This window comes from Teichococcus deserti (genome assembly GCF_001982615.1).
In the GTDB taxonomy this organism is placed as follows: Bacteria; Pseudomonadota; Alphaproteobacteria; order Acetobacterales; family Acetobacteraceae; genus Pseudoroseomonas; species Pseudoroseomonas deserti.
The window spans coordinates 1-16,232 of the sequence record NZ_MLCO01000232.1 but is presented as its reverse complement, the minus strand read 5'-3'; the positions used below and the strand labels follow the sequence as shown (position 1 = coordinate 16,232).

Below are 16,232 nucleotides of genomic sequence, written 5' to 3'. Positions count from 1 at the left end.
CCCATCTGAGGGTCATGGCGGCAGAAGGGTCAGGCGCGATGCGGTTCGATGTGGCGATCGTGGGCGGCGGTCCGGCGGGCCTGGCCCTGGCGACCTCGCTGGGCGGCAGCGGGCTGACCGTCGCCGTCATCGAGCAGCAGCCCGAGCCGGCGCTGGCCGAGGCCGGCTTCGACGGGCGCGAGATCGCGCTGACGCATCATTCCCAGGCCATCCTGAAGGAGCTCGGCGCCTGGGAGCTGATTCCGGCCACGAGCATTTCGCCGCTGCGCGAGGCGCGGGTGCTGAATGGCGGCTCCGGCTATGCGCTGCGCTTCGACACCAGCGGCCGCGCCGAGAGCGAATTGGGCAAGCTGGTCTCCAACCACAGCCTGCGCCGGGCGCTGTACCGCACCGCGGTGGGCAAGCCGGGCGTCACCCTGATCGCCGGCGCCAGGGTTCTTTCCCTGTCCACCGAGCTGGAGGGGGCGGACGTCACGCTGGCGTCCGGCGAGACGATCGAGGCCCGGCTGCTGGTCGCCGCCGACAGCCGCTTCTCCCGCGCCCGCGAGGCGCTGGGCATCGCCGCCGAGACGCGCGACTTCGGCAAGAAGATGATGGTCTGCCGGCTGCGCCACGCGGCGCCGCATGACGGCATCGCCACCGAATGGTTCGACTATGGCCAGACCATCGCCATGCTGCCGCTGAACGGCAACGAGTCCTCCGCCGTCATCACCCTGCCGCCCGACGAGATGGCGGCGCTCGAGGCGATGGACGAGAAAGAATTCGGGGACGAGCTGTCGCGGCGCTACCGCCAGCGGCTGGGCGCCATGACGCTGGTCAGCAGCCGCCACGTCTATCCGCTGGTCGCCGTCTATGCCGAGCGTTTCTGCTCCGCCCGCGCCGCGCTGATCGGCGACGCCGCGGTGGGGATGCATCCGGTCACCGCGCATGGCTTCAACTTCGGCCTGCGCGGCCAGGCGGCGCTGGCGGAGCTGGTGCTGGCGGCGCATCGCGCCGGCGGCGACATCGGCGCGCCGCATCTGCTGCGCCGCTACGCGGCCGGGCACCGCCAGGCGACGCGGCCGCTCTACCTCGCCACCAACGCCACGGCGCTGATCTTCAGCCAGGAAGGTCCCGGCGCCCGGCTGCTGCGCGCCGCCGCCCTGCGGCTGGGCAACCACCTGCGCCCGGTGCAGCAGCGCATCGTCTCGCAGCTGATGGAAACCCGCCCGACGTGACCTGCCAGGGGCCGCAGGCGCGGGGCAGGGCAGGGTCGCGCTGCGGGCATCGAACCGCGCGCCCGGCTGCACTATCTATCCCCCCTGCACAGCACCAGGCCCCTGCCGCGTGAACGACCCGACCTCCCCCTCCGCCACCCCGGACTTCCTCAACCATGACCGCCCGCCGGTGCCGTCGCTGACGGTGCCGCGCGGCGTCACCCCCTTCCACCTGGACAACAAGCCGGTGCGCGGGCGGCTGGTGCGGTTGGGCCCGCTGGCCGACGCGCTGATCGGCCGCCACGATTACGCCCCGCAGGTCGCGGCGCTGCTCGGCCAGGGGCTGGCGCTGACCGCGGGCCTGGCCGCCGCGCTGAAGTTCCAGGGCAGCTTCAGCCTGCAGGCCAAGGGCGACGGCCCGGTCGGCATGCTGCTGGCCGACTGCACCGAGGCCGGCGCGCTGCGCGGCTATGCCCGCGCCGACGCCCTGCCCGAAGGCGAGGCGCCGCTGACGGCGGATGCAATGCTGGGCCAGGGCTACCTCGCCTTCACCTGCGACCAGGGGCCGGGGATGGACCGCTACCAGGGCATCGTCGCCATCCAGGGCGAGAGCCTGGCGGCGATGACCGGCGCCTATTTCGAGACATCCGAGCAGCTCGACGCCCGGGTCTGGCTGCATGCGGCGAAGACGCCCGCCGGCTGGCGCGCCTCGGCGCTGATCCTGGAGCGGGTGGCCGGCGCCGGCGGCATCGGCCTCGACCTCGACGCCGCCGCGCAGCAGGATGCCTGGGAGACGGCGCTGGCCCTGGCCTCCACCATCACCGAGGCGGAGATGCTGGACGACGCCCTGGCCCCCGACCGTCTGCTCTACCGGCTGTTCCATGCCGAGGGGCTGATGCTCGACCGGCCGCGTCCGCTCTCCTATGGCTGCCGCTGCTCGCGCGCCAAGCTGGCCTCGGTGCTGGCCGGCTTCGGCACCGACGACCTCGACCACATGGCCGAGGACGGGGTCATCACCATGACCTGCGAATTCTGCAATGTCGGCTTCCGCTTCCAGCGCGAGGACATGCAGCCGGCGGTGGAAGGGTAGTCCAGCTGGGGGGTAGCCAGGCGCCGACCGGGCCGATACGACCCACAGCGAGCGTGTTGCACGTGTTGGGACAGGGGGGCGGCAGGCAGAAGCCTTGCCGCCCGCGAAGGGGGAGTTCGGGGTATGACCAAGCGGATCGGCCATGTTGAAGCCGGGACCTTCGCGGCGCTGACCCGGCGGCGCGGGCTGCTGGCCGGCCTGGCGCTGCTGCCGCTGCTGGCCGCCTGCGCCGGCGGCGACGCCCAGCCGGCGCTGCAGCCGCCGCCGGGCTATCGCCACCTGACGCCGCTGCAGCTGAACGTGCTGGACATCGAGGTGGTCGAGCCCGGTCCGATGCGCGCCGATCCGCCGGCGCCGCTGCTGCCGGCCGAGCTCGCGGCGCGGATGGGGCGCGAGCGCCTGGTCCCGGTCGGCACCAGCGGCCGCGCCCGCTTCCTGGTCGACGGCGCCACGCTGATCCGCGAGCCGGCCAGCGCCGGCGGGCTGTTCTCGCAGCGCACCGAGCGGCTGACGGTCGCCATCCGCACCCGGGTCGAGGTGCTGGGCAATGACGGCCGCCGCGTCGGCTTCGCCGAGGCCGAGGTGCGCCGCAACGCCACGGTGATCGACGAGGGGCCGGCCAGCCGGGCGCGCGCCGCCGACACCATCGTGCGCCAGGCGGTGGACGACCTGAATGTCGAGTTCGAGTTCCAGCTGCGCCGCAACCTGCGCGACTGGATCATGAGCGGCGCGCCCGCCGCCCCGCTGCCCGTCCCGGTGCAGCAGGAGAACCTGGTCCGCCCCGGGAGCTGAGACGGTGCCCTTCCCGGAATCGCGCTCTTGCGATGCCGGGAAGGGCGGTCTTGCATGCTAGCCCAGGCCGGCATCGGCAGAGGGCAGGGCGGCATGCGTCAGGCGGCGATTCTTTCCTTGTGTGGTCTGGCCTGGGGGACGGCCGCGCTCGCCGCCGACCCGCCGCCGCCCGAGCGGCTGGTGCGCCATGCCGGCACCGGCCTGGCCGTAGCCCTGCCGCCCGGCTTCACCGGCGAGGTGGTGGAGCCGATGTCCGGCGACGTTCAGATCAACATCGCCTTCCAGGGCCAGGCTGCCTGCCGGGTGATCTATGCCGCGCGTCGCGGCGCCCGCCCGGCACCGGAAGCGCTGCGCACCACCGTCGACACCGACGCTTGGCGCGCCGAGCTCGGCCGCCGCCTGCCGCAGGGCAATGGCGCCCCGGCGCGCCGCTTCACGGCGGGTGAGGCGATCGGCGGCAGCGCCACCACCGACGGGGCGATGCCGATGTCGCTCTACGTGCTGGAAACGCCGCCGGGCCGGACGACGCTGTTCTGCCAGTCGACCGAAAGCCCGGCGCCGCGGCAGCGCTGGGCGACCCTGGCGGCGGGATTGCGGCCGCCGCGGTAGCAAGCGAAGCGAGGCTGTTCAAGAGGAGCAGCTGGGGGCATTGGATGCCCCCAGGCCCCCACATTCGTTTTGAGTCCCGCCTCAGGCCTCAAGGTGCCAACAGATGGCGGGGTCCGGGGTGATACTATCACCCCGGCGGGGTCGAGGGGCGGAGCCCCTCGCCTTTGCCTGCCTTTATTTTGTAAAGGCTTCAGGCCTCGGGGGCAGGCGCCCCGTTCTTCACCAGCGCCAGGAACTCGCGGCGCAGGCCGGCATCCTCGCGGAACTCGCCCAGCATGCGGCTGGTCATCATGGTGACGCCCGGCTTGTGCACGCCGCGCGTCGTCATGCACTGGTGCGCGGCCTCGATCACCACGGCGACGCCGCGCGGCTGCAGCGTTTCCTGGATGCAGTTGGCGATCTGCGCCGTCAGCTTCTCCTGGATCTGCAGGCGGCGGGCATAGGCCTCGACCACCCGGGCCAGCTTGCTGATGCCGACCACCCGGTCCTTCGGCAGATAGGCGACGTGCACCCGGCCGATGATCGGGACCATGTGGTGCTCGCAATGGCTCTCCAGCCGGATGTCGCGCAGCACGACCATCTCGTCGTAGCCGTCCGTCTCCTCGAAGGAGCGGGCGAGGAGGGCCATCGGGTCCTCCTTGTAGCCGGAGAAGAACTCCTCATAGGCGCGGGCGACGCGGGCGGGGGTGTCGAGCAGCCCCTCGCGCTCCGGATCGTCGCCGGCCCAGAGCAGCAGGGTGCGGATCGCCGCTTCCGCCTCGGCGCGCGAGGGCCGCTCGGCGGTGAGGTCAGGCTTGGCCAGCTTGGCGGCGGTCGGCAGGGGCAGGTTCACGGGCAGTGTTCCGATCGGTTCCGGGGCGGGCACGCGCCGCATGACATGGCGCATCCCCCGGTTTCATCAATGGGCAATGCTGCAGCCCTGCTTCCGCAGAATTGCAGAAGCCGCCGCTAATGCACCCCGCCGGACTGGTGCGGGCTGTCCAGGCTGAAGGCGGGGATGGCGATGTCGAAGGCCTCCCCGCTGTCACGCTCGACCATGTGGTAGGCGCCGCGCATGAAGCCGGACGGCGTCGAGAGCGGCGTGCCGGAGGTGTATTCGAAGCTCTCCCCCGCCTCGAGCACCGGCTGCTCGCCGACCACGCCGGGGCCGTGCACCTGCTGCATCCGGCCATGCGCGTCGGTGATCTGCCAGCTGCGCTTCAGCAGCTGCACCGTCAGCGTGCCGAGATTCTCGATGGTCACCCGATAGGCCCAGACGAAATGGGACTGCTCCGGGTTGGACTGGTCTTCCAGGAAGAAGGCGCGCACCGAAACGCGGATCTCGCGAGTGGTGGCGGTGAAGACGGGCGGCTGGGTCATCCGCTCAGCCCGCCCGGCGCATCGCCGCGGTGGCCAGGCCGGCGCCGACCAGCATGCCGCCGCCGGTGCGGTTCAGGATCCGCCGCACCGAGGGGCGCTGCACCGCGCCGGACAGCCGGGTGGCGGCGACGGCGTAGAGCAGGGCGTTCAGCGCCGCCATGGAGACGAAGGTGGCAACCAGCACCATGGCCTGCGGCAGGAAGGGCAGGGCCGGGTCGATGAACTGCGGCACGAAGGCCACGAAGAAGGCGATCGACTTCGGGTTCAGCGCGGTGACCAGGAAGGCCTGGCGCCAGGCGGCGTGGGCGCCCAGCGGCACTGTGGCGCCCTCCACGGGGGCGCGCCACAGCTTGACGCCGAGCCAGACCAGATAGGCCGCGCCCGCCCATTTCAGCGCGGTGAACAGCGCCGCCGAGGTCGCCAGCAGCGCGCCGAGGCCGGCCAGCGACAGGGTCATGGCGGTCAGGTCGCCGGCGGCGACGCCGGCCACCAGCGGCAGGGCGGCGCGGCGGCCGCCGCCCAGCGACTGGCCGATCACCAGCAGGATGGTCGGGCCGGGGATGGCGAGCACCACCGCGGCCGCGGCGAGAAAGGCGATCCAGGTCTCGAGCGGCATGCGCTGTGTTCCTCCGTCCCCGTCAGGCGAGCGCCCAAAGCGGGGGCGGCGAGTTTGCGCCGCCGCCACCGGGCCGTCGAGGGGGAGGCTGCCTCAGCTGGCCCGGATCAGCGCTTCTTGCTGCGCGGGGCCTTGCCGCCGGCGGCCGGGGCCTCGAAGAGGTCGAGCTCGGCCGGCTTGGCGGGCTTGACCTTCGCGGGAGCTTCCGCCGGGGCGGCAGCCTGCTTCTTCGGTGCCGGCTTGGCCGGGGCCGCCTTCGCCGGAGCGGCCTTCACCGGAGCAGCCTTGGCCGCGGCCTTGGCGGGGGCCACCGTCTCCTCGGCGACCATGCGGGCCAGCGGCTTCTTCTTCGGCGCCGGGTTGCCGGCGACCGCGTCGAGGGCGGCGGCGATGTCGTCGACCAGGTCCTCGACGTCCTCGAGCCCGACCGACAGCCGCACCGCGCCGTCGCCGATGCCGAGCTTGGCGCGATCCTCCGCCGGCACGCGCATATGCGTCGTGGTCGCCGGATGGGTGATCATCGACTTCGAATCGCCGAGGTTGTTGGAGATGTCGACGACCCGCAGCGCGTCCATGAAGCGGAAGGCCGCCTCCTTGCCGCCCTTCAGCTCGAAGCTGACCAGCGTGCCGCCGGCCGACATCTGCTGCTTGGCGAGCGCGTATTGCGGGTGGCTGGGCAGATAGGGGTAGCAGACGCGGGCGACCTCGGCCCGCTCCTCCAGCATCTGGGCGATGGCGTTCGCGCTGCGGCACATGGCCTGGACGCGCAGGTGCAGCGTCTCCAGCCCCTTCAGGATGACCCAGGCGTTGAAGGGCGAGATCGAGGCGCCGGTGTTGCGCAGGAAGGGCTGCAGCACCTCCTCCACCCACTTCTTGCTGCCGAGCACGGCGCCGCCGAGCACGCGGCCCTGGCCGTCGAAATGCTTGGTCGCCGAATAGACCACGACATCGGCGCCGAACTTCATCGGCTTCTGCAGCAGGGGGGTGGCGAAGACATTGTCGACCACGACGATGGCGCCGGCCTCATGCGCCAGGTCGCAGACGGCCTTGAGGTCGACCAGCTCCAGCATCGGGTTCGACGGCGTCTCCAGCAGCACCAGCTGGCAGGGGCGGCGGAAGGCGGCCTTCCACTGCTCCAGGTCGGCGCCGTCGACGAACTCGGCCTCGATGCCGTAGCGCGGCAGCAGGGTGGAGACGATCCAGTGGCAGGAGCCGAACAGGGCGCGGGCGGCGACGACGCGGTCGCCGGTCTTCAGATGCGACAGCAGCGCGCCATGGACGGCGGCCATGCCGGTGGGCGTCGCGCGGCAGGCCTCGGCGCCTTCGAGGGCGGCCAAGCGCCCTTCGAGCATCTGCACCGTCGGGTTGCCGAAGCGGGAATACTGGAAGTGGCTGACCTCGCCGGTGAAGGTCTGCTCGGCCTGCTGGGCGCTGTCATAGACGAAGCCCGAGGTGAGGTAGAGCGCTTCCGAGGTCTCGTCGAAATTGCTGCGCATCTGCCCGCCGCGGACGAGCTGGGTGGCGGGGCGCAGCGGACGGTCGGTTGCGGGCTTGGCCATCGGGCGGGACTCTCGGGTCAAAATTCACCCGGCCCGGTCGGGCGGAAAGCAGGCAGGCGCGCGCTTCCGCCACGGCCGTTTAGCGCGGTTGTTTAGGCTCGCCGCAAGCTGGCCGGACAAATCGCGAGCACCCCGTCGCCGAGGCGAGCGGACCTTACGCCCCGCTTGCGACCCTTACAAGGGTGGGCTAAGGATGCTGCGACGCGGGCGTAGTTCAGAGGTAGAACGTCAGCTTCCCAAGCTGAATGTCGTGGGTTCAATTCCCATCGCCCGCTCCATTTTCCCCGATCGACATCCCGGCGTGACGCAGCAGGCCGATGGCCTGCGCGATGCGCCTCAGGCGTGGCCGGCGACGCCCGAGAGCAGCAGCGGGTCGACGCGCAGCTTGGCCAGGGCCCGGCGCCATTTGTCGTCGGGCGGCTCGTTGAACAGCAGGCTTTCATCGGCCGGCACGTTCAGCCAGGAATTGCGGTGGATCTCGTCTTCCAGCTGGCCGGGCCCCCAGCCGGCATAGCCCAGCGCCAGCAGGCCGAGGCGCGGGCCGCCGCCGCCGGCGATGGCCTTCAGGATGTCGACGCTGGCGGTCAGGGCCAGGTCGCCGGTCACCTGCAGGCTGCCTTCGCTGGACCAATCCGTGGTGTGCAGGACGAAGCCGCGGCCGCCCTCGACCGGGCCGCCGGCCATCAGGCGGATCTGGCGCTGGGGTGGCGCCGGGCTGACCTCGAGCTGCTTCAGCAGCTCCTCGAAGGACAGGTTGTCGAGCGGCTTGTTCAGGACGATGCCCATGGCGCCGTCGGCCGAATGGGCGCAGAGGCAGATCACCGAGCGGGCGAAGCGCGGGTCCTGCAGCCCGGGCATGGCGACGAGCAGCTGCCCGCCGAGGTAGCCGGCCTGGAATCCGCCGCGCAGCTCGCCTTTCGGGGGCTGGCGGAAGGCTTCCGGAAATTCATCCTCGCGTGCGCGGCGTGCCATGATGAATGCAAGATGGCGGCGGCGGGCGGGGCGCGCAAGCGCCGCGGTTGACAGGGCGTGCAACGCGTCGGAAAGCGGTAGCCCCCAACCGGAGGACGCCCAGATGACCATTCAGGCCGGCGAGACCATTCCCGCCCAGAAGCTGACCCAGGCGACGGCCGAGGGCCCGCGCGAGCTGGCGACCGAGGCCCTGTTCGGCGGCAAGACCGTCGTGCTGTTCGGCGTCCCCGGCGCTTTCACGCCGACCTGCTCGGCCAAGCACATGCCGAGCTACCTGACCAACATCGATGCGCTGAAGGCCAAGGGCGTCGACACCGTCGCCTGCATGGCGGTCAACGATCCTTTCGTGATGCAGGCCTGGGCCAAGGACCAGGGCGTCGAGGACCGGGTGGTCATGCTGGCCGATGGATCGGCGGCGCTGACCAAGGCGCTGGGCCTTGAGCTGGACCTGACCGCGCGCGGCCTGGGCGTGCGCTGCCAGCGTTTCGCCCTGGTGGCGAAGGACGGCAAGGTCACGCATGTGGCCGTCGAGGCCCCGGGCGCCTTCGAGGTGTCGGGTGGCGAGGCGATCCTCGCCGCGCTCTGAGCTGTTCTGTCTTCACTGACAGAAAGAGAAGGGGGTCCGGGGGAATTCATTCCCCCGGGCTTTCTTGCTTTTTCTCGCTGCGCCGGTTGTCCCGCCCGGCGAACCAGATGAGGTCCCGGTTGTCCCTTTCGTCCGGGGACATCCCGAGCCAGGCGTGGAATTCGGTGAGCACCTTCCCCGTGATCGGCGCGACGGGCAGCGACCGCAGCAGCTCGAGGTCCCGGTATTCCAGCTGCTCGAGTTCCCCTGACCCCGTGATGGTCCCTTGCGCGGCGTCGGCCGGCGCGATCAGGAAGCGGGCGTTGAAGCGGATCGGGTTGGTCGCCGGTGTGACCGCGCGGCAGAGGTAATCCAGCGCGTCGAGGTTCGGCAGGGCGCCGCCCAGGGTCAGCCCGGTCTCCTCCTCCAATTCGCGGGCCGCGGCGATGGCCAGGGCGCGTGCCAGGCGGGGCGGCGCGCGGCGCTCCAGGAAGGCCCGGGTCTCGGGGCGAAGCTCGGTCGCGGCCGGTGCGGCGCGGTCGGCGAAGTCGACGCGGCCGCCGGGGAAGACCAGGCGGTTGGGCATGAAGCGCAGCCCGGCATGGCGCTGCCCGGTCAGGATCTCGACCGTGCCGTCGTGCCGGCGGCGCCACAGGATCAGCGTGGCGGCGTCGCGGGGATGGACTCGGGCAGGGGGGCGCAGCGCTGAGGTGACCATGCGGTGCAGGGTTGCACCCGGCGCGTCACCCGGAAAGATGGCACGTTCTTGACAAGCCGGGGGCGGGAGAGCATCTGCCCGAAAGCGGACAACACAGGTCCGATTTGAAGAGAGGTCCGCGTGTTGCGGCTGTCGAAACTCACCGATTACGCCGTCGTCGTGCTGGCGCGGCTGGAGGCCGAGGGGGGCGTGCAGACCGCGCCCGGGCTCGCCGCCAGCAGCGGCATCGCCGAGCCGACGGTGGCCAAGGTGCTGAAAGCGCTGGGCCATGCCGGTCTGGTCGAAGGCCTGCGCGGCGCCCGTGGCGGGTATCGCCTGGCCCGCCCGCTGGCCGGCATCCCGCTGTCCGAGGTGATCGTGGCCATCGACGGCCCGATCGCGCTGACGGCCTGCGTCGACGGCGCCACCGGCGGCTGCGAGACGGAGACGCTGTGCCCCGTGCGCGGCCGCTGGGACCCGGTGAACCAGGCGATTCGCGCCGCCCTTTCCGCCATTAGCCTGGCCGATCTGGCCGGGCCGCGCAGCGCGAGCTGCGCCGGGCACGCTGCCCCGCGCCCGGCGACGAACGCCACTGCGACGAACCCCACCCGCGCCAAGCCGGCGCTTCAGCCTGCTGCCGAGTAGGATCCCCTGCCATGCCTGCCGTCACCGAGACCATCGACGCCGTCCAGTCGGTCACCCAGGGAGCCTACAAGTATGGCTTCGAGACCGAGATCGACATGGAGTTCGCCCCGAAAGGGCTGAACGAGGACATCGTCCGCTTCATCAGCGCGAAGAAGGAAGAGCCGGCCTGGCTGCTGGAATGGCGGCTGAAGGCCTTCGCGCTGTGGAAGACCATGGTGGAGCCGACCTGGCCGGCGGTGAAGTATCCGCCGATCGACTACCAGGACGCCTATTACTACGCGGCGCCGGTGAAGAAGGCGGGGCCGAAGTCGCTCGACGAAGTCGATCCCGAGCTGCTGCGCACCTATGAGAAGCTCGGCATCCCGCTGAAGGAGCAGGCGATCCTGGCCGGCGTCGAAGGCGCCGGCGACACCCCGGCCGAGGGCGGGCGGATGCCGATCGCGGTGGATGCGGTCTTCGACAGCGTCTCGGTCGCGACCTCCTACAAGGACCGCCTCGCCAAGGAAGGCATCATCTTCTGTGCCATTTCCGAGGCGGTGCGCGAGCATCCGGAGCTGGTGCGGCAGTATCTCGGCTCCGTGGTGCCGCAGGGCGACAATTTCTTCGCCGCCCTGAACAGCGCCGTCTTCACCGATGGCAGCTTCGTCTACATCCCCAAGGGCGTGAAGTGCCCGATGGAGCTGTCGACCTATTTCCGCATCAACGCGAAGAGCACCGGGCAGTTCGAGCGCACGCTGATCATCGCCGACGAGCGCGCCAGCGTCTCCTATCTGGAGGGCTGCACGGCGCCGATGCGCGACGAGAACCAGCTGCATGCCGCGGTGGTCGAGCTGGTGGCGCTGGACGACGCCTCGATCAAGTACAGCACGGTGCAGAACTGGTACCCGGGCGACGAGAACGGCAAGGGCGGCATCTACAACTTCGTCACCAAGCGCGGCGCCTGCCGCGGCGCGCGGTCGAAGATCAGCTGGACCCAGGTCGAGACCGGCTCCGCCATCACCTGGAAGTATCCCTCTTGTCTGTTGCTCGGCGAGGATTCCGTCGGCGAGTTCTACAGCGTGGCGATTACGAATAATTGGCAGCAGGCCGATACCGGGACGAAGATGTTCCATATCGGGCCGCGGACGCGCTCGACGATCATCTCCAAGGGCATCAGCGCCGGGCAGGGCCAGAACACCTATCGCGGCCTGGTCAAGATCAGCCCGAAGGCGACCGGCGCCCGCAACTTCACCCAGTGCGACTCTTTGCTCATTGGCGACCAGTGTGGGGCGCACACCGTGCCTTACATCGAGAACCGCTGCATAACCGCCAAGGTCGAGCACGAGGCGACGACCAGCCGCATCGCCGAGGACCAGCTCTTCTACTGCCGCCAGCGCGGGCTGTCGCAGGAGGATGCGGTCGGGCTGATCGTCAACGGCTTCTGCCGCGAGGTGCTGAAGGAGCTGCCGATGGAATTCGCCGTCGAGGCCCAGAAGCTGCTGCAGATCAGCCTCGAAGGCTCGGTGGGCTGACGCCACCAGGATTTCCCGGCGCCCCCTGCGCCGTTCGACACAGACGTAGATGACGACAGGCGGCGCCCGCCAGCGCCCCCTTCGAGGACGGGTTGGAAAAAAAGATGCTGAAGATTGAAGGGCTGCGGGCCGAGGTCGAGGGCAAGGAGATCCTCAAGGGGATCGACCTCGAGGTGCCGGCCGGCGAGATCCACGCCATCATGGGCCCCAACGGCTCGGGCAAGTCGACGCTGTCCTATGTCCTCGCCGGGCGCGAGGGCTATGAGATCACCGGCGGCGCCGTCTCCTTCCACGGCCAGGACCTGCTGGCGATGGAGCCGGAGGAGCGCGCGGCCGCCGGCCTGTTCCTCGCCTTCCAGTATCCGGTCGAGCTGCCGGGCGTCGGCAACGCGAATTTCCTGCGCACCGCGCTGAACGCCATCCGCCGCTCCAAGGGCGAGCCGGAGCTGGACGCGATGCAGTTCCTCAAGGTGGCGCGCGCCCGCATGAAGGCGCTGTCGATGCCCGAGGACATGCTGAAGCGCGGCGTCAATGTGGGCTTCTCCGGCGGCGAGAAGAAGCGCAACGAGGTGCTGCAGATGGCGCTGCTCAACCCGGGCATGGCCATCCTGGACGAGACCGATTCCGGCCTCGACATCGATGCGCTGAAGATCGTGGCCGACGGCGTCAACGCCATGCGCGGCCCGGCCTTCTCCTCGCTGGTGATCACCCACTACCAGCGCCTGCTCGACTATATCGTCCCCGACAAGGTGCATGTCCTGATGGGCGGCCGCATCGTGCAGACCGGCGGTCCGGAGTTGGCGCATCAGCTGGAGGCCTCGGGCTACGGCTCGGTGCAGGCGGCATGAATGCCCTGATGGAACACAATGCTTCCGAAGCGGGGGCTGCCGGCTTCCTGCATCGTTTCGAGGGGCTGCGCGAGCGGCTGCCCGGCCAGGGCCTGCCCTGGCTGGCGAGCTTGCGCGCCCGCGCCGCCGAGGCCTTCCGCGCCCAGGGCTTCCCGACCCGCAAGGTCGAAGCCTGGCGCTACACCGATCTCGCCCCGCTGACCCAGGCCGGCTTCGGCGAGCCGCTGACGCCCGTCGACGGTGCCCTGGTTCTGCCGCGCAGCGCCGCGCCGAAGCGGCTGGTCTTCGTCGACGGCCGCTTCCGCGAGGATCTGTCGGATGAGGGCTCGCCGGCGCGCAGCCTGGCCCGGCATCTGCCGGAGGCCGAGGGGCTGCTGGGCAGCATCGCCCGCATCGACGACCTGCCGCTGGTCGCGCTGAACACCGCCCTGTTCGAGGACGGCGCGCTGATCGACCTGGGCGAGGGCGTCGATGGCGGGGTGGTGGAAATCCTGTCGGTGACCTCCGCCGGCCGTCCGGTCGCCGCGCATCCGCGCCACCTGGTGCGGCTGGCCGCCGGGGCCAGGCTGGTGCTGATCGAGCGCGCCTGGAGCGCCGAGCAGGACCCGGCCGAGGGCGAGGGCCGCTACCTGCACAGCCCGGTCTGGGAATTCGTCGTGGGCGAGGACGCCCATGTCACCCATGCCCGGCTGCAGCAGGAAGGCCGCGCCGGGCTGCACCTGGCCACCACCTTCGCCCGCGTCAAGGCCAGCGGCACCTATGACAGCTTCCTGCTGCATGCCGGCGCCCGGCTGTCGCGCTCGGAAGCGCATGTCACGCTGGCCGGTCCCAGGGCGGCGGCGCATCTGAACGGCGCCCAGCTGCTGGGCGACGGGCAGCATGGCGACTGCACCACCTTCCTCGACCATGCGGCGCCGGATTGCCCGAGCCGCCAGACGGTGAAGACGGTGCTGGCCGGCAAGTCGCGCGGCGTCTTCCAGGGCAAGATCCACGTCCACCAGGTCGCCCAGCGCACCGACGGCTACCAGATGAACCAGGCGCTGCTGCTGTCCGACCAGGCCGAGATCGACAGCAAGCCGCAGCTGGAGATCTACGCCGACGACGTGAAGTGCAGCCATGGCGCGACGGTCGGCGAGCTGGACGAGAGCCAGCTCTTCTATCTCCGCGCCCGCGGCATCCCGGAAGGCGTCGCCCGCTCCATGCTGATCGAGGCCTTTCTTCTCGAGGCCGTCGAGGGCGTCGCCGACGAGGCCGCCCGCGCCGCTTTGGCCGAGGTGGTGGCCGGCTCCTGGGAGCGGCTGGCGTGATGGAGGCGGCGGCGGTCGCCGGCGAGCGGGCAGGGGTCTTCGACCTCGCCCGCATCCGCGCGGACTTCCCGATCCTGTCGCAGAAGATCCGTGGCAAGGATCTGGTCTTCCTCGATTCCGGCGCCTCGGCTCAGAAGCCGCGCCAGGTGATCGAGGCGATGAGCCGGCTGCAGGAGACCGGCTACGCCAATGTCCATCGCGGCGCCTATTTCCTGTCGGAGAGCGCCACGGCGGCCTATGAGGCGGCCCGCGGCGCCGTCGCGCGCTTCCTGAAGGCGGCTTCTGAAAGGGAGATCGTCTTCGCGTCGTCCTCGACGGCGGCGATCAACCTGGTCGCGCACAGCTATGGCAGCCTGCTGAAGCCGGGCCAGGCGGTGGTGGTCTCCGAGATGGAGCACCATGCCAACCTCGTCCCCTGGTTCATGCTGCGCGACCGGACGGGGATCGAACTGCGCATCTGCCGCGTCACCGATGCCGGCGAGCTCGACCTCGACGACCTGGCCGCCAAGCTGGCGGACGGCAAGGTCGGGCTGGTCGCGGTCACCCATATGTCCAATGTGCTGGGCACGGTGACGCCGGCGGCGCAGATCGCCCGCATGGCGCATGAAAAGGGTGCGAAGCTGCTGCTCGACGGCAGCCAGGCCGCCGTGCACCGCGCCGTCGACATGCAGGCGCTGGACTGCGACTTCTACGTCTTCACCGGCCACAAGCTCTACGGCCCGACTGGCATCGGCGTGCTCTGGGGCCGGCTGGAACTGCTGGAAAAGATGCCGCCCTTCCTCGGCGGCGGCGACATGATCGCCGAGGTGACGCTGGCCGGCTTCCTGCCGGCCCCGGTCCCGGCGCGCTTCGAGGCCGGCACGCCGCCGATCGTCGAGGCCATCGGCCTGCATGCCGCCATCGACTATGTAGAGGCGATCGGCATGGCCGCCATCGAGGCGCATGAGCGGCGGCTGGTCGATCGCGCCATGGCGCGTTTCTCGACCTTGGACGGCATCACGCTGCTGGGCCGGGCGCAGGATCGCGGCGGCGTCTTCGCCTTCGCCCTCGACAATGCCCATGCGCATGACCTGGCGACATTGCTGGACCGCGTCGGCATCGCGGTCCGCTCGGGCCGCCATTGCGCCGAGCCGCTGCACGCCCGATTTGGGGTGGAGAGCACCTGCCGGGCCTCCTTCGGCCTCTACACGACCGAGGCGGAGGTCGACTTCCTGGCGGAGGCCCTGGGCAAGGCGCGGGAGTTCTTTCGCTGATGTTCGACGATCTGCGCGATCTCTACCAGGAAGTGATCCTGGACCACGGCCGCAAGCCGCGGAACTTCCGCCGCCTGGACGATGCCGACCGGCATGGCCGCGGCGACAACCCGATGTGCGGCGACCGCATGGAGCTCTGGGTCAAGCTGGGCGGGGATGGCCGGCTGGACGATGTCGCCTTCCAGGGCAAGGGCTGCGCCATCTCCATGGCCAGCGCCAGCCTGATGACCGAGACGGTGCGCGGCAAGACCCAGGCCGAGGCCCGCGAGTTGGGCGAGAGATTCCGCGAGCTGGCGATGACGGGCCATTGCCCCGATTGCGGCGCCAGCCTCGAGGAGGAGATGGAGCGCCTGCAGGTGCTGGGCGGCGTCTCCGAATTCCCCAGCCGGGTGAAATGCGCGACGCTCGCCTGGCACACGCTGAACACCGCGCTGGACAATGCCGGCAAGGAGGCGAGCAGTGAGTGAAGCCGACAACCTGCCGCGCGCGACCGTGCCGGTGCCCGATGTGCCCGCGCCCGCCGCGTCGCCGACGCATGGCGCCTGGACGCCCGATGGCGCGACGCCCCCGCCGCTGACCGAGGAGGCGGTGATCGGCGCGGTCGCCACCGTCTACGACCCCGAGATCCCGGTGAACATCTACGAGCTCGGCCTGATCTATGCGCTGGAGCTCGGCGATGACGGGGTGGTCAAGGTCGAGATGACGCTGACCACGCCCTCCTGCCCCTCGGCGCAGGAGCTGCCGAGCCAGGTGGAGGAGGCGATCCGCCTGCTGCCCGGCGTCACCGATGTCGCCGTCGAGATCGTCTGGGACCCGCCCTGGGACCCCTCGCGCATGAGCGAGGACGCCCGGCTGGCGTTGAACATGTACTGAGCCCGAGCCATCTGGAGAGCAGGATGAGCACGACCCAGACCACCAACCCGCCCGCCCGCCGCGCCCTGCCGCCGCTGATGCAGCTGTCGGACGCCGCGGCCGAGCGGCTGCGCGCGCTCTATGCCGGCGGCCAGGCGGGCAAGCTGCTGCGCGTCGCGGTGCGCACCCGCGGCTGCTCCGGCATGGCCTATGACCTGGGCTGGGCCGACGCCCCGGCGCCGACGGACGAGGTGGTGACCGACAAGGGCCTGACCCTGCTGGTCGACCGCAAGGCGACGCTGTTCCTGATCGGCACCACGATGGACTACGAGGCCAAGGCCATGTCGGCCGGCTTCACCTT

At 70.7% G+C, this 16,232-nt stretch carries 18 protein-coding genes, 1 tRNA gene, 1 pseudogene and 1 riboswitch; of the genes and pseudogenes, 14 read left to right on the top strand and 6 right to left on the bottom strand.

Features of this window, described 5'->3' with window-relative positions; genetic code table 11:
- Positions 1-38: 38 nt before the first annotated feature.
- From ubiM to BKE38_RS21485, 4 genes are all read left to right on the top strand, one after another.
- Entirely contained in the window at positions 39-1,217 is a 1,179-nt protein-coding gene (gene ubiM, locus BKE38_RS21500; RefSeq protein ID WP_076959289.1) for a 5-demethoxyubiquinol-8 5-hydroxylase UbiM, read from the top strand.
- Positions 1,218-1,326: 109 nt separating this feature from the next.
- On the top strand, positions 1,327-2,286 hold the full coding sequence (gene hslO, locus BKE38_RS21495; RefSeq protein ID WP_076959288.1) for an Hsp33 family molecular chaperone HslO: 960 nt from the start codon (positions 1,327-1,329) through the stop codon (positions 2,284-2,286).
- Positions 2,287-2,409: 123 nt separating this feature from the next.
- Positions 2,410-3,078, top strand: coding sequence for a hypothetical protein (locus BKE38_RS21490; RefSeq protein WP_076959287.1), 669 nt, complete (start codon positions 2,410-2,412; stop codon positions 3,076-3,078).
- A 54-nt stretch (positions 3,079-3,132) separates the two neighbouring features.
- Positions 3,133-3,687, top strand: a complete 555-nt coding sequence (locus tag BKE38_RS21485; protein WP_131829675.1) for a hypothetical protein — start codon at positions 3,133-3,135, stop codon at positions 3,685-3,687.
- Positions 3,688-3,877: 190 nt separating this feature from the next.
- Here BKE38_RS21485 and folE read toward each other — a convergent pair whose 3' ends face one another.
- The 4 genes and pseudogenes from folE to metZ form a co-directional block, all read right to left on the bottom strand.
- Positions 3,878-4,561, bottom strand: coding sequence for a GTP cyclohydrolase I FolE (folE, locus tag BKE38_RS21480; RefSeq protein ID WP_076959301.1), 684 nt, complete (start codon positions 4,559-4,561; stop codon positions 3,878-3,880).
- 74 nt (positions 4,562-4,635) lie between these two features.
- On the bottom strand, positions 4,636-5,046 hold the full coding sequence (gene apaG / locus BKE38_RS21475) for a Co2+/Mg2+ efflux protein ApaG (protein WP_076959285.1): 411 nt from the start codon (positions 5,044-5,046) through the stop codon (positions 4,636-4,638).
- Positions 5,047-5,050: 4 nt separating this feature from the next.
- Positions 5,051-5,662 (bottom strand): LysE family translocator, encoded by a 612-nt coding sequence (locus tag BKE38_RS21470; RefSeq protein WP_076959284.1) that lies wholly within the window; start codon positions 5,660-5,662, stop codon positions 5,051-5,053.
- 368 nt (positions 5,663-6,030) lie between these two features.
- Positions 6,031-7,221 (bottom strand): annotated as a pseudogene (gene metZ, locus BKE38_RS21465) (O-succinylhomoserine sulfhydrylase); the annotation flags it as partial.
- A gap of 59 nt (positions 7,222-7,280) precedes the next feature.
- Positions 7,281-7,359, bottom strand: a riboswitch (SAM riboswitch).
- Between the two features lie 65 nt (positions 7,360-7,424).
- On the opposite strand from metZ, the gene BKE38_RS21460 reads away from it, so the two are divergent.
- Positions 7,425-7,499: transfer RNA gene (locus BKE38_RS21460), tRNA-Gly, on the top strand.
- 58 nt (positions 7,500-7,557) lie between these two features.
- On the opposite strand, the gene BKE38_RS21455 is transcribed toward BKE38_RS21460, so the two are convergent.
- Entirely contained in the window at positions 7,558-8,193 is a 636-nt protein-coding gene (locus BKE38_RS21455) for a YqgE/AlgH family protein (RefSeq protein WP_083747746.1), read from the bottom strand.
- Between the two features lie 103 nt (positions 8,194-8,296).
- On the opposite strand from BKE38_RS21455, the gene BKE38_RS21450 reads away from it, so the two are divergent.
- A complete protein-coding gene (locus tag BKE38_RS21450) occupies positions 8,297-8,779 on the top strand; it encodes a peroxiredoxin (RefSeq protein ID WP_076959283.1) in 483 nt (160 codons plus the stop codon).
- A 46-nt stretch (positions 8,780-8,825) separates the two neighbouring features.
- Here the strand turns inward: BKE38_RS21450 and BKE38_RS21445 are convergent, their stop codons facing one another.
- A complete protein-coding gene (locus BKE38_RS21445) occupies positions 8,826-9,476 on the bottom strand; it encodes an NUDIX domain-containing protein (protein ID WP_076959282.1) in 651 nt (216 codons plus the stop codon).
- Between the two features lie 120 nt (positions 9,477-9,596).
- Here BKE38_RS21445 and BKE38_RS21440 point away from each other — a divergent pair, with 120 nt between their 5' ends.
- The 8 genes from BKE38_RS21440 to BKE38_RS21405 form a co-directional block, all read left to right on the top strand.
- The gene (locus tag BKE38_RS21440) at positions 9,597-10,100 is read left to right on the top strand and encodes an SUF system Fe-S cluster assembly regulator (protein ID WP_076959281.1); all 504 of its coding nucleotides are present in this window, start codon (positions 9,597-9,599) and stop codon (positions 10,098-10,100) included.
- An 11-nt stretch (positions 10,101-10,111) separates the two neighbouring features.
- On the top strand, positions 10,112-11,611 hold the full coding sequence (gene sufB / locus BKE38_RS21435) for a Fe-S cluster assembly protein SufB (RefSeq protein ID WP_076959280.1): 1,500 nt from the start codon (positions 10,112-10,114) through the stop codon (positions 11,609-11,611).
- A gap of 104 nt (positions 11,612-11,715) precedes the next feature.
- On the top strand, positions 11,716-12,459 hold the full coding sequence (gene sufC / locus BKE38_RS21430; protein ID WP_076959279.1) for a Fe-S cluster assembly ATPase SufC: 744 nt from the start codon (positions 11,716-11,718) through the stop codon (positions 12,457-12,459).
- 8 nt (positions 12,460-12,467) lie between these two features.
- Positions 12,468-13,766, top strand: coding sequence for a Fe-S cluster assembly protein SufD (gene sufD, locus BKE38_RS21425; RefSeq protein WP_106409275.1), 1,299 nt, complete (start codon positions 12,468-12,470; stop codon positions 13,764-13,766).
- Complete coding sequence (locus tag BKE38_RS21420; RefSeq protein WP_076959277.1) at positions 13,766-15,019, top strand: aminotransferase class V-fold PLP-dependent enzyme; 1,254 nt, start codon at positions 13,766-13,768, stop codon at positions 15,017-15,019. Before sufD ends, BKE38_RS21420 begins: the two co-directional genes overlap by 1 nt.
- On the top strand, positions 15,019-15,486 hold the full coding sequence (gene sufU, locus BKE38_RS21415; RefSeq protein ID WP_076959276.1) for a Fe-S cluster assembly sulfur transfer protein SufU: 468 nt from the start codon (positions 15,019-15,021) through the stop codon (positions 15,484-15,486). The genes BKE38_RS21420 and sufU overlap by 1 nt, the downstream gene beginning before the upstream one ends.
- A complete protein-coding gene (locus BKE38_RS21410) occupies positions 15,458-15,892 on the top strand; it encodes an SUF system Fe-S cluster assembly protein (protein WP_076959275.1) in 435 nt (144 codons plus the stop codon). The genes sufU and BKE38_RS21410 overlap by 29 nt, the downstream gene beginning before the upstream one ends.
- A 23-nt stretch (positions 15,893-15,915) precedes the next feature.
- Positions 15,916-16,232: HesB/IscA family protein (locus BKE38_RS21405; protein ID WP_076959274.1), on the top strand; the 317-nt coding region annotated here is incomplete at its 3' end.

Coding starts and splice junctions, on each gene's coding strand:
- ubiM (WP_076959289.1), top strand. CDS start 39: ATGCGGTTCGATGTGGCGATCGTGGGCGGCGGTCCGGCGGGCCTGGCC.
- BKE38_RS21490 (WP_076959287.1), top strand. CDS start 2,410: ATGACCAAGCGGATCGGCCATGTTGAAGCCGGGACCTTCGCGGCGCTG.
- BKE38_RS21485 (WP_131829675.1), top strand. CDS start 3,133: ATGCTAGCCCAGGCCGGCATCGGCAGAGGGCAGGGCGGCATGCGTCAG.
- folE (WP_076959301.1), bottom strand. CDS start 4,561: ATGCGGCGCGTGCCCGCCCCGGAACCGATCGGAACACTGCCCGTGAAC.
- apaG (WP_076959285.1), bottom strand. CDS start 5,046: ATGACCCAGCCGCCCGTCTTCACCGCCACCACTCGCGAGATCCGCGTT.
- BKE38_RS21470 (WP_076959284.1), bottom strand. CDS start 5,662: ATGCCGCTCGAGACCTGGATCGCCTTTCTCGCCGCGGCCGCGGTGGTG.
- BKE38_RS21455 (WP_083747746.1), bottom strand. CDS start 8,193: ATGGCACGCCGCGCACGCGAGGATGAATTTCCGGAAGCCTTCCGCCAG.
- BKE38_RS21450 (WP_076959283.1), top strand. CDS start 8,297: ATGACCATTCAGGCCGGCGAGACCATTCCCGCCCAGAAGCTGACCCAG.
- BKE38_RS21445 (WP_076959282.1), bottom strand. CDS start 9,476: ATGGTCACCTCAGCGCTGCGCCCCCCTGCCCGAGTCCATCCCCGCGAC.
- sufB (WP_076959280.1), top strand. CDS start 10,112: ATGCCTGCCGTCACCGAGACCATCGACGCCGTCCAGTCGGTCACCCAG.
- sufC (WP_076959279.1), top strand. CDS start 11,716: ATGCTGAAGATTGAAGGGCTGCGGGCCGAGGTCGAGGGCAAGGAGATC.
- sufD (WP_106409275.1), top strand. CDS start 12,468: ATGGAACACAATGCTTCCGAAGCGGGGGCTGCCGGCTTCCTGCATCGT.
- BKE38_RS21420 (WP_076959277.1), top strand. CDS start 13,766: ATGGAGGCGGCGGCGGTCGCCGGCGAGCGGGCAGGGGTCTTCGACCTC.
- sufU (WP_076959276.1), top strand. CDS start 15,019: ATGTTCGACGATCTGCGCGATCTCTACCAGGAAGTGATCCTGGACCAC.
- BKE38_RS21410 (WP_076959275.1), top strand. CDS start 15,458: ATGCCGGCAAGGAGGCGAGCAGTGAGTGAAGCCGACAACCTGCCGCGC.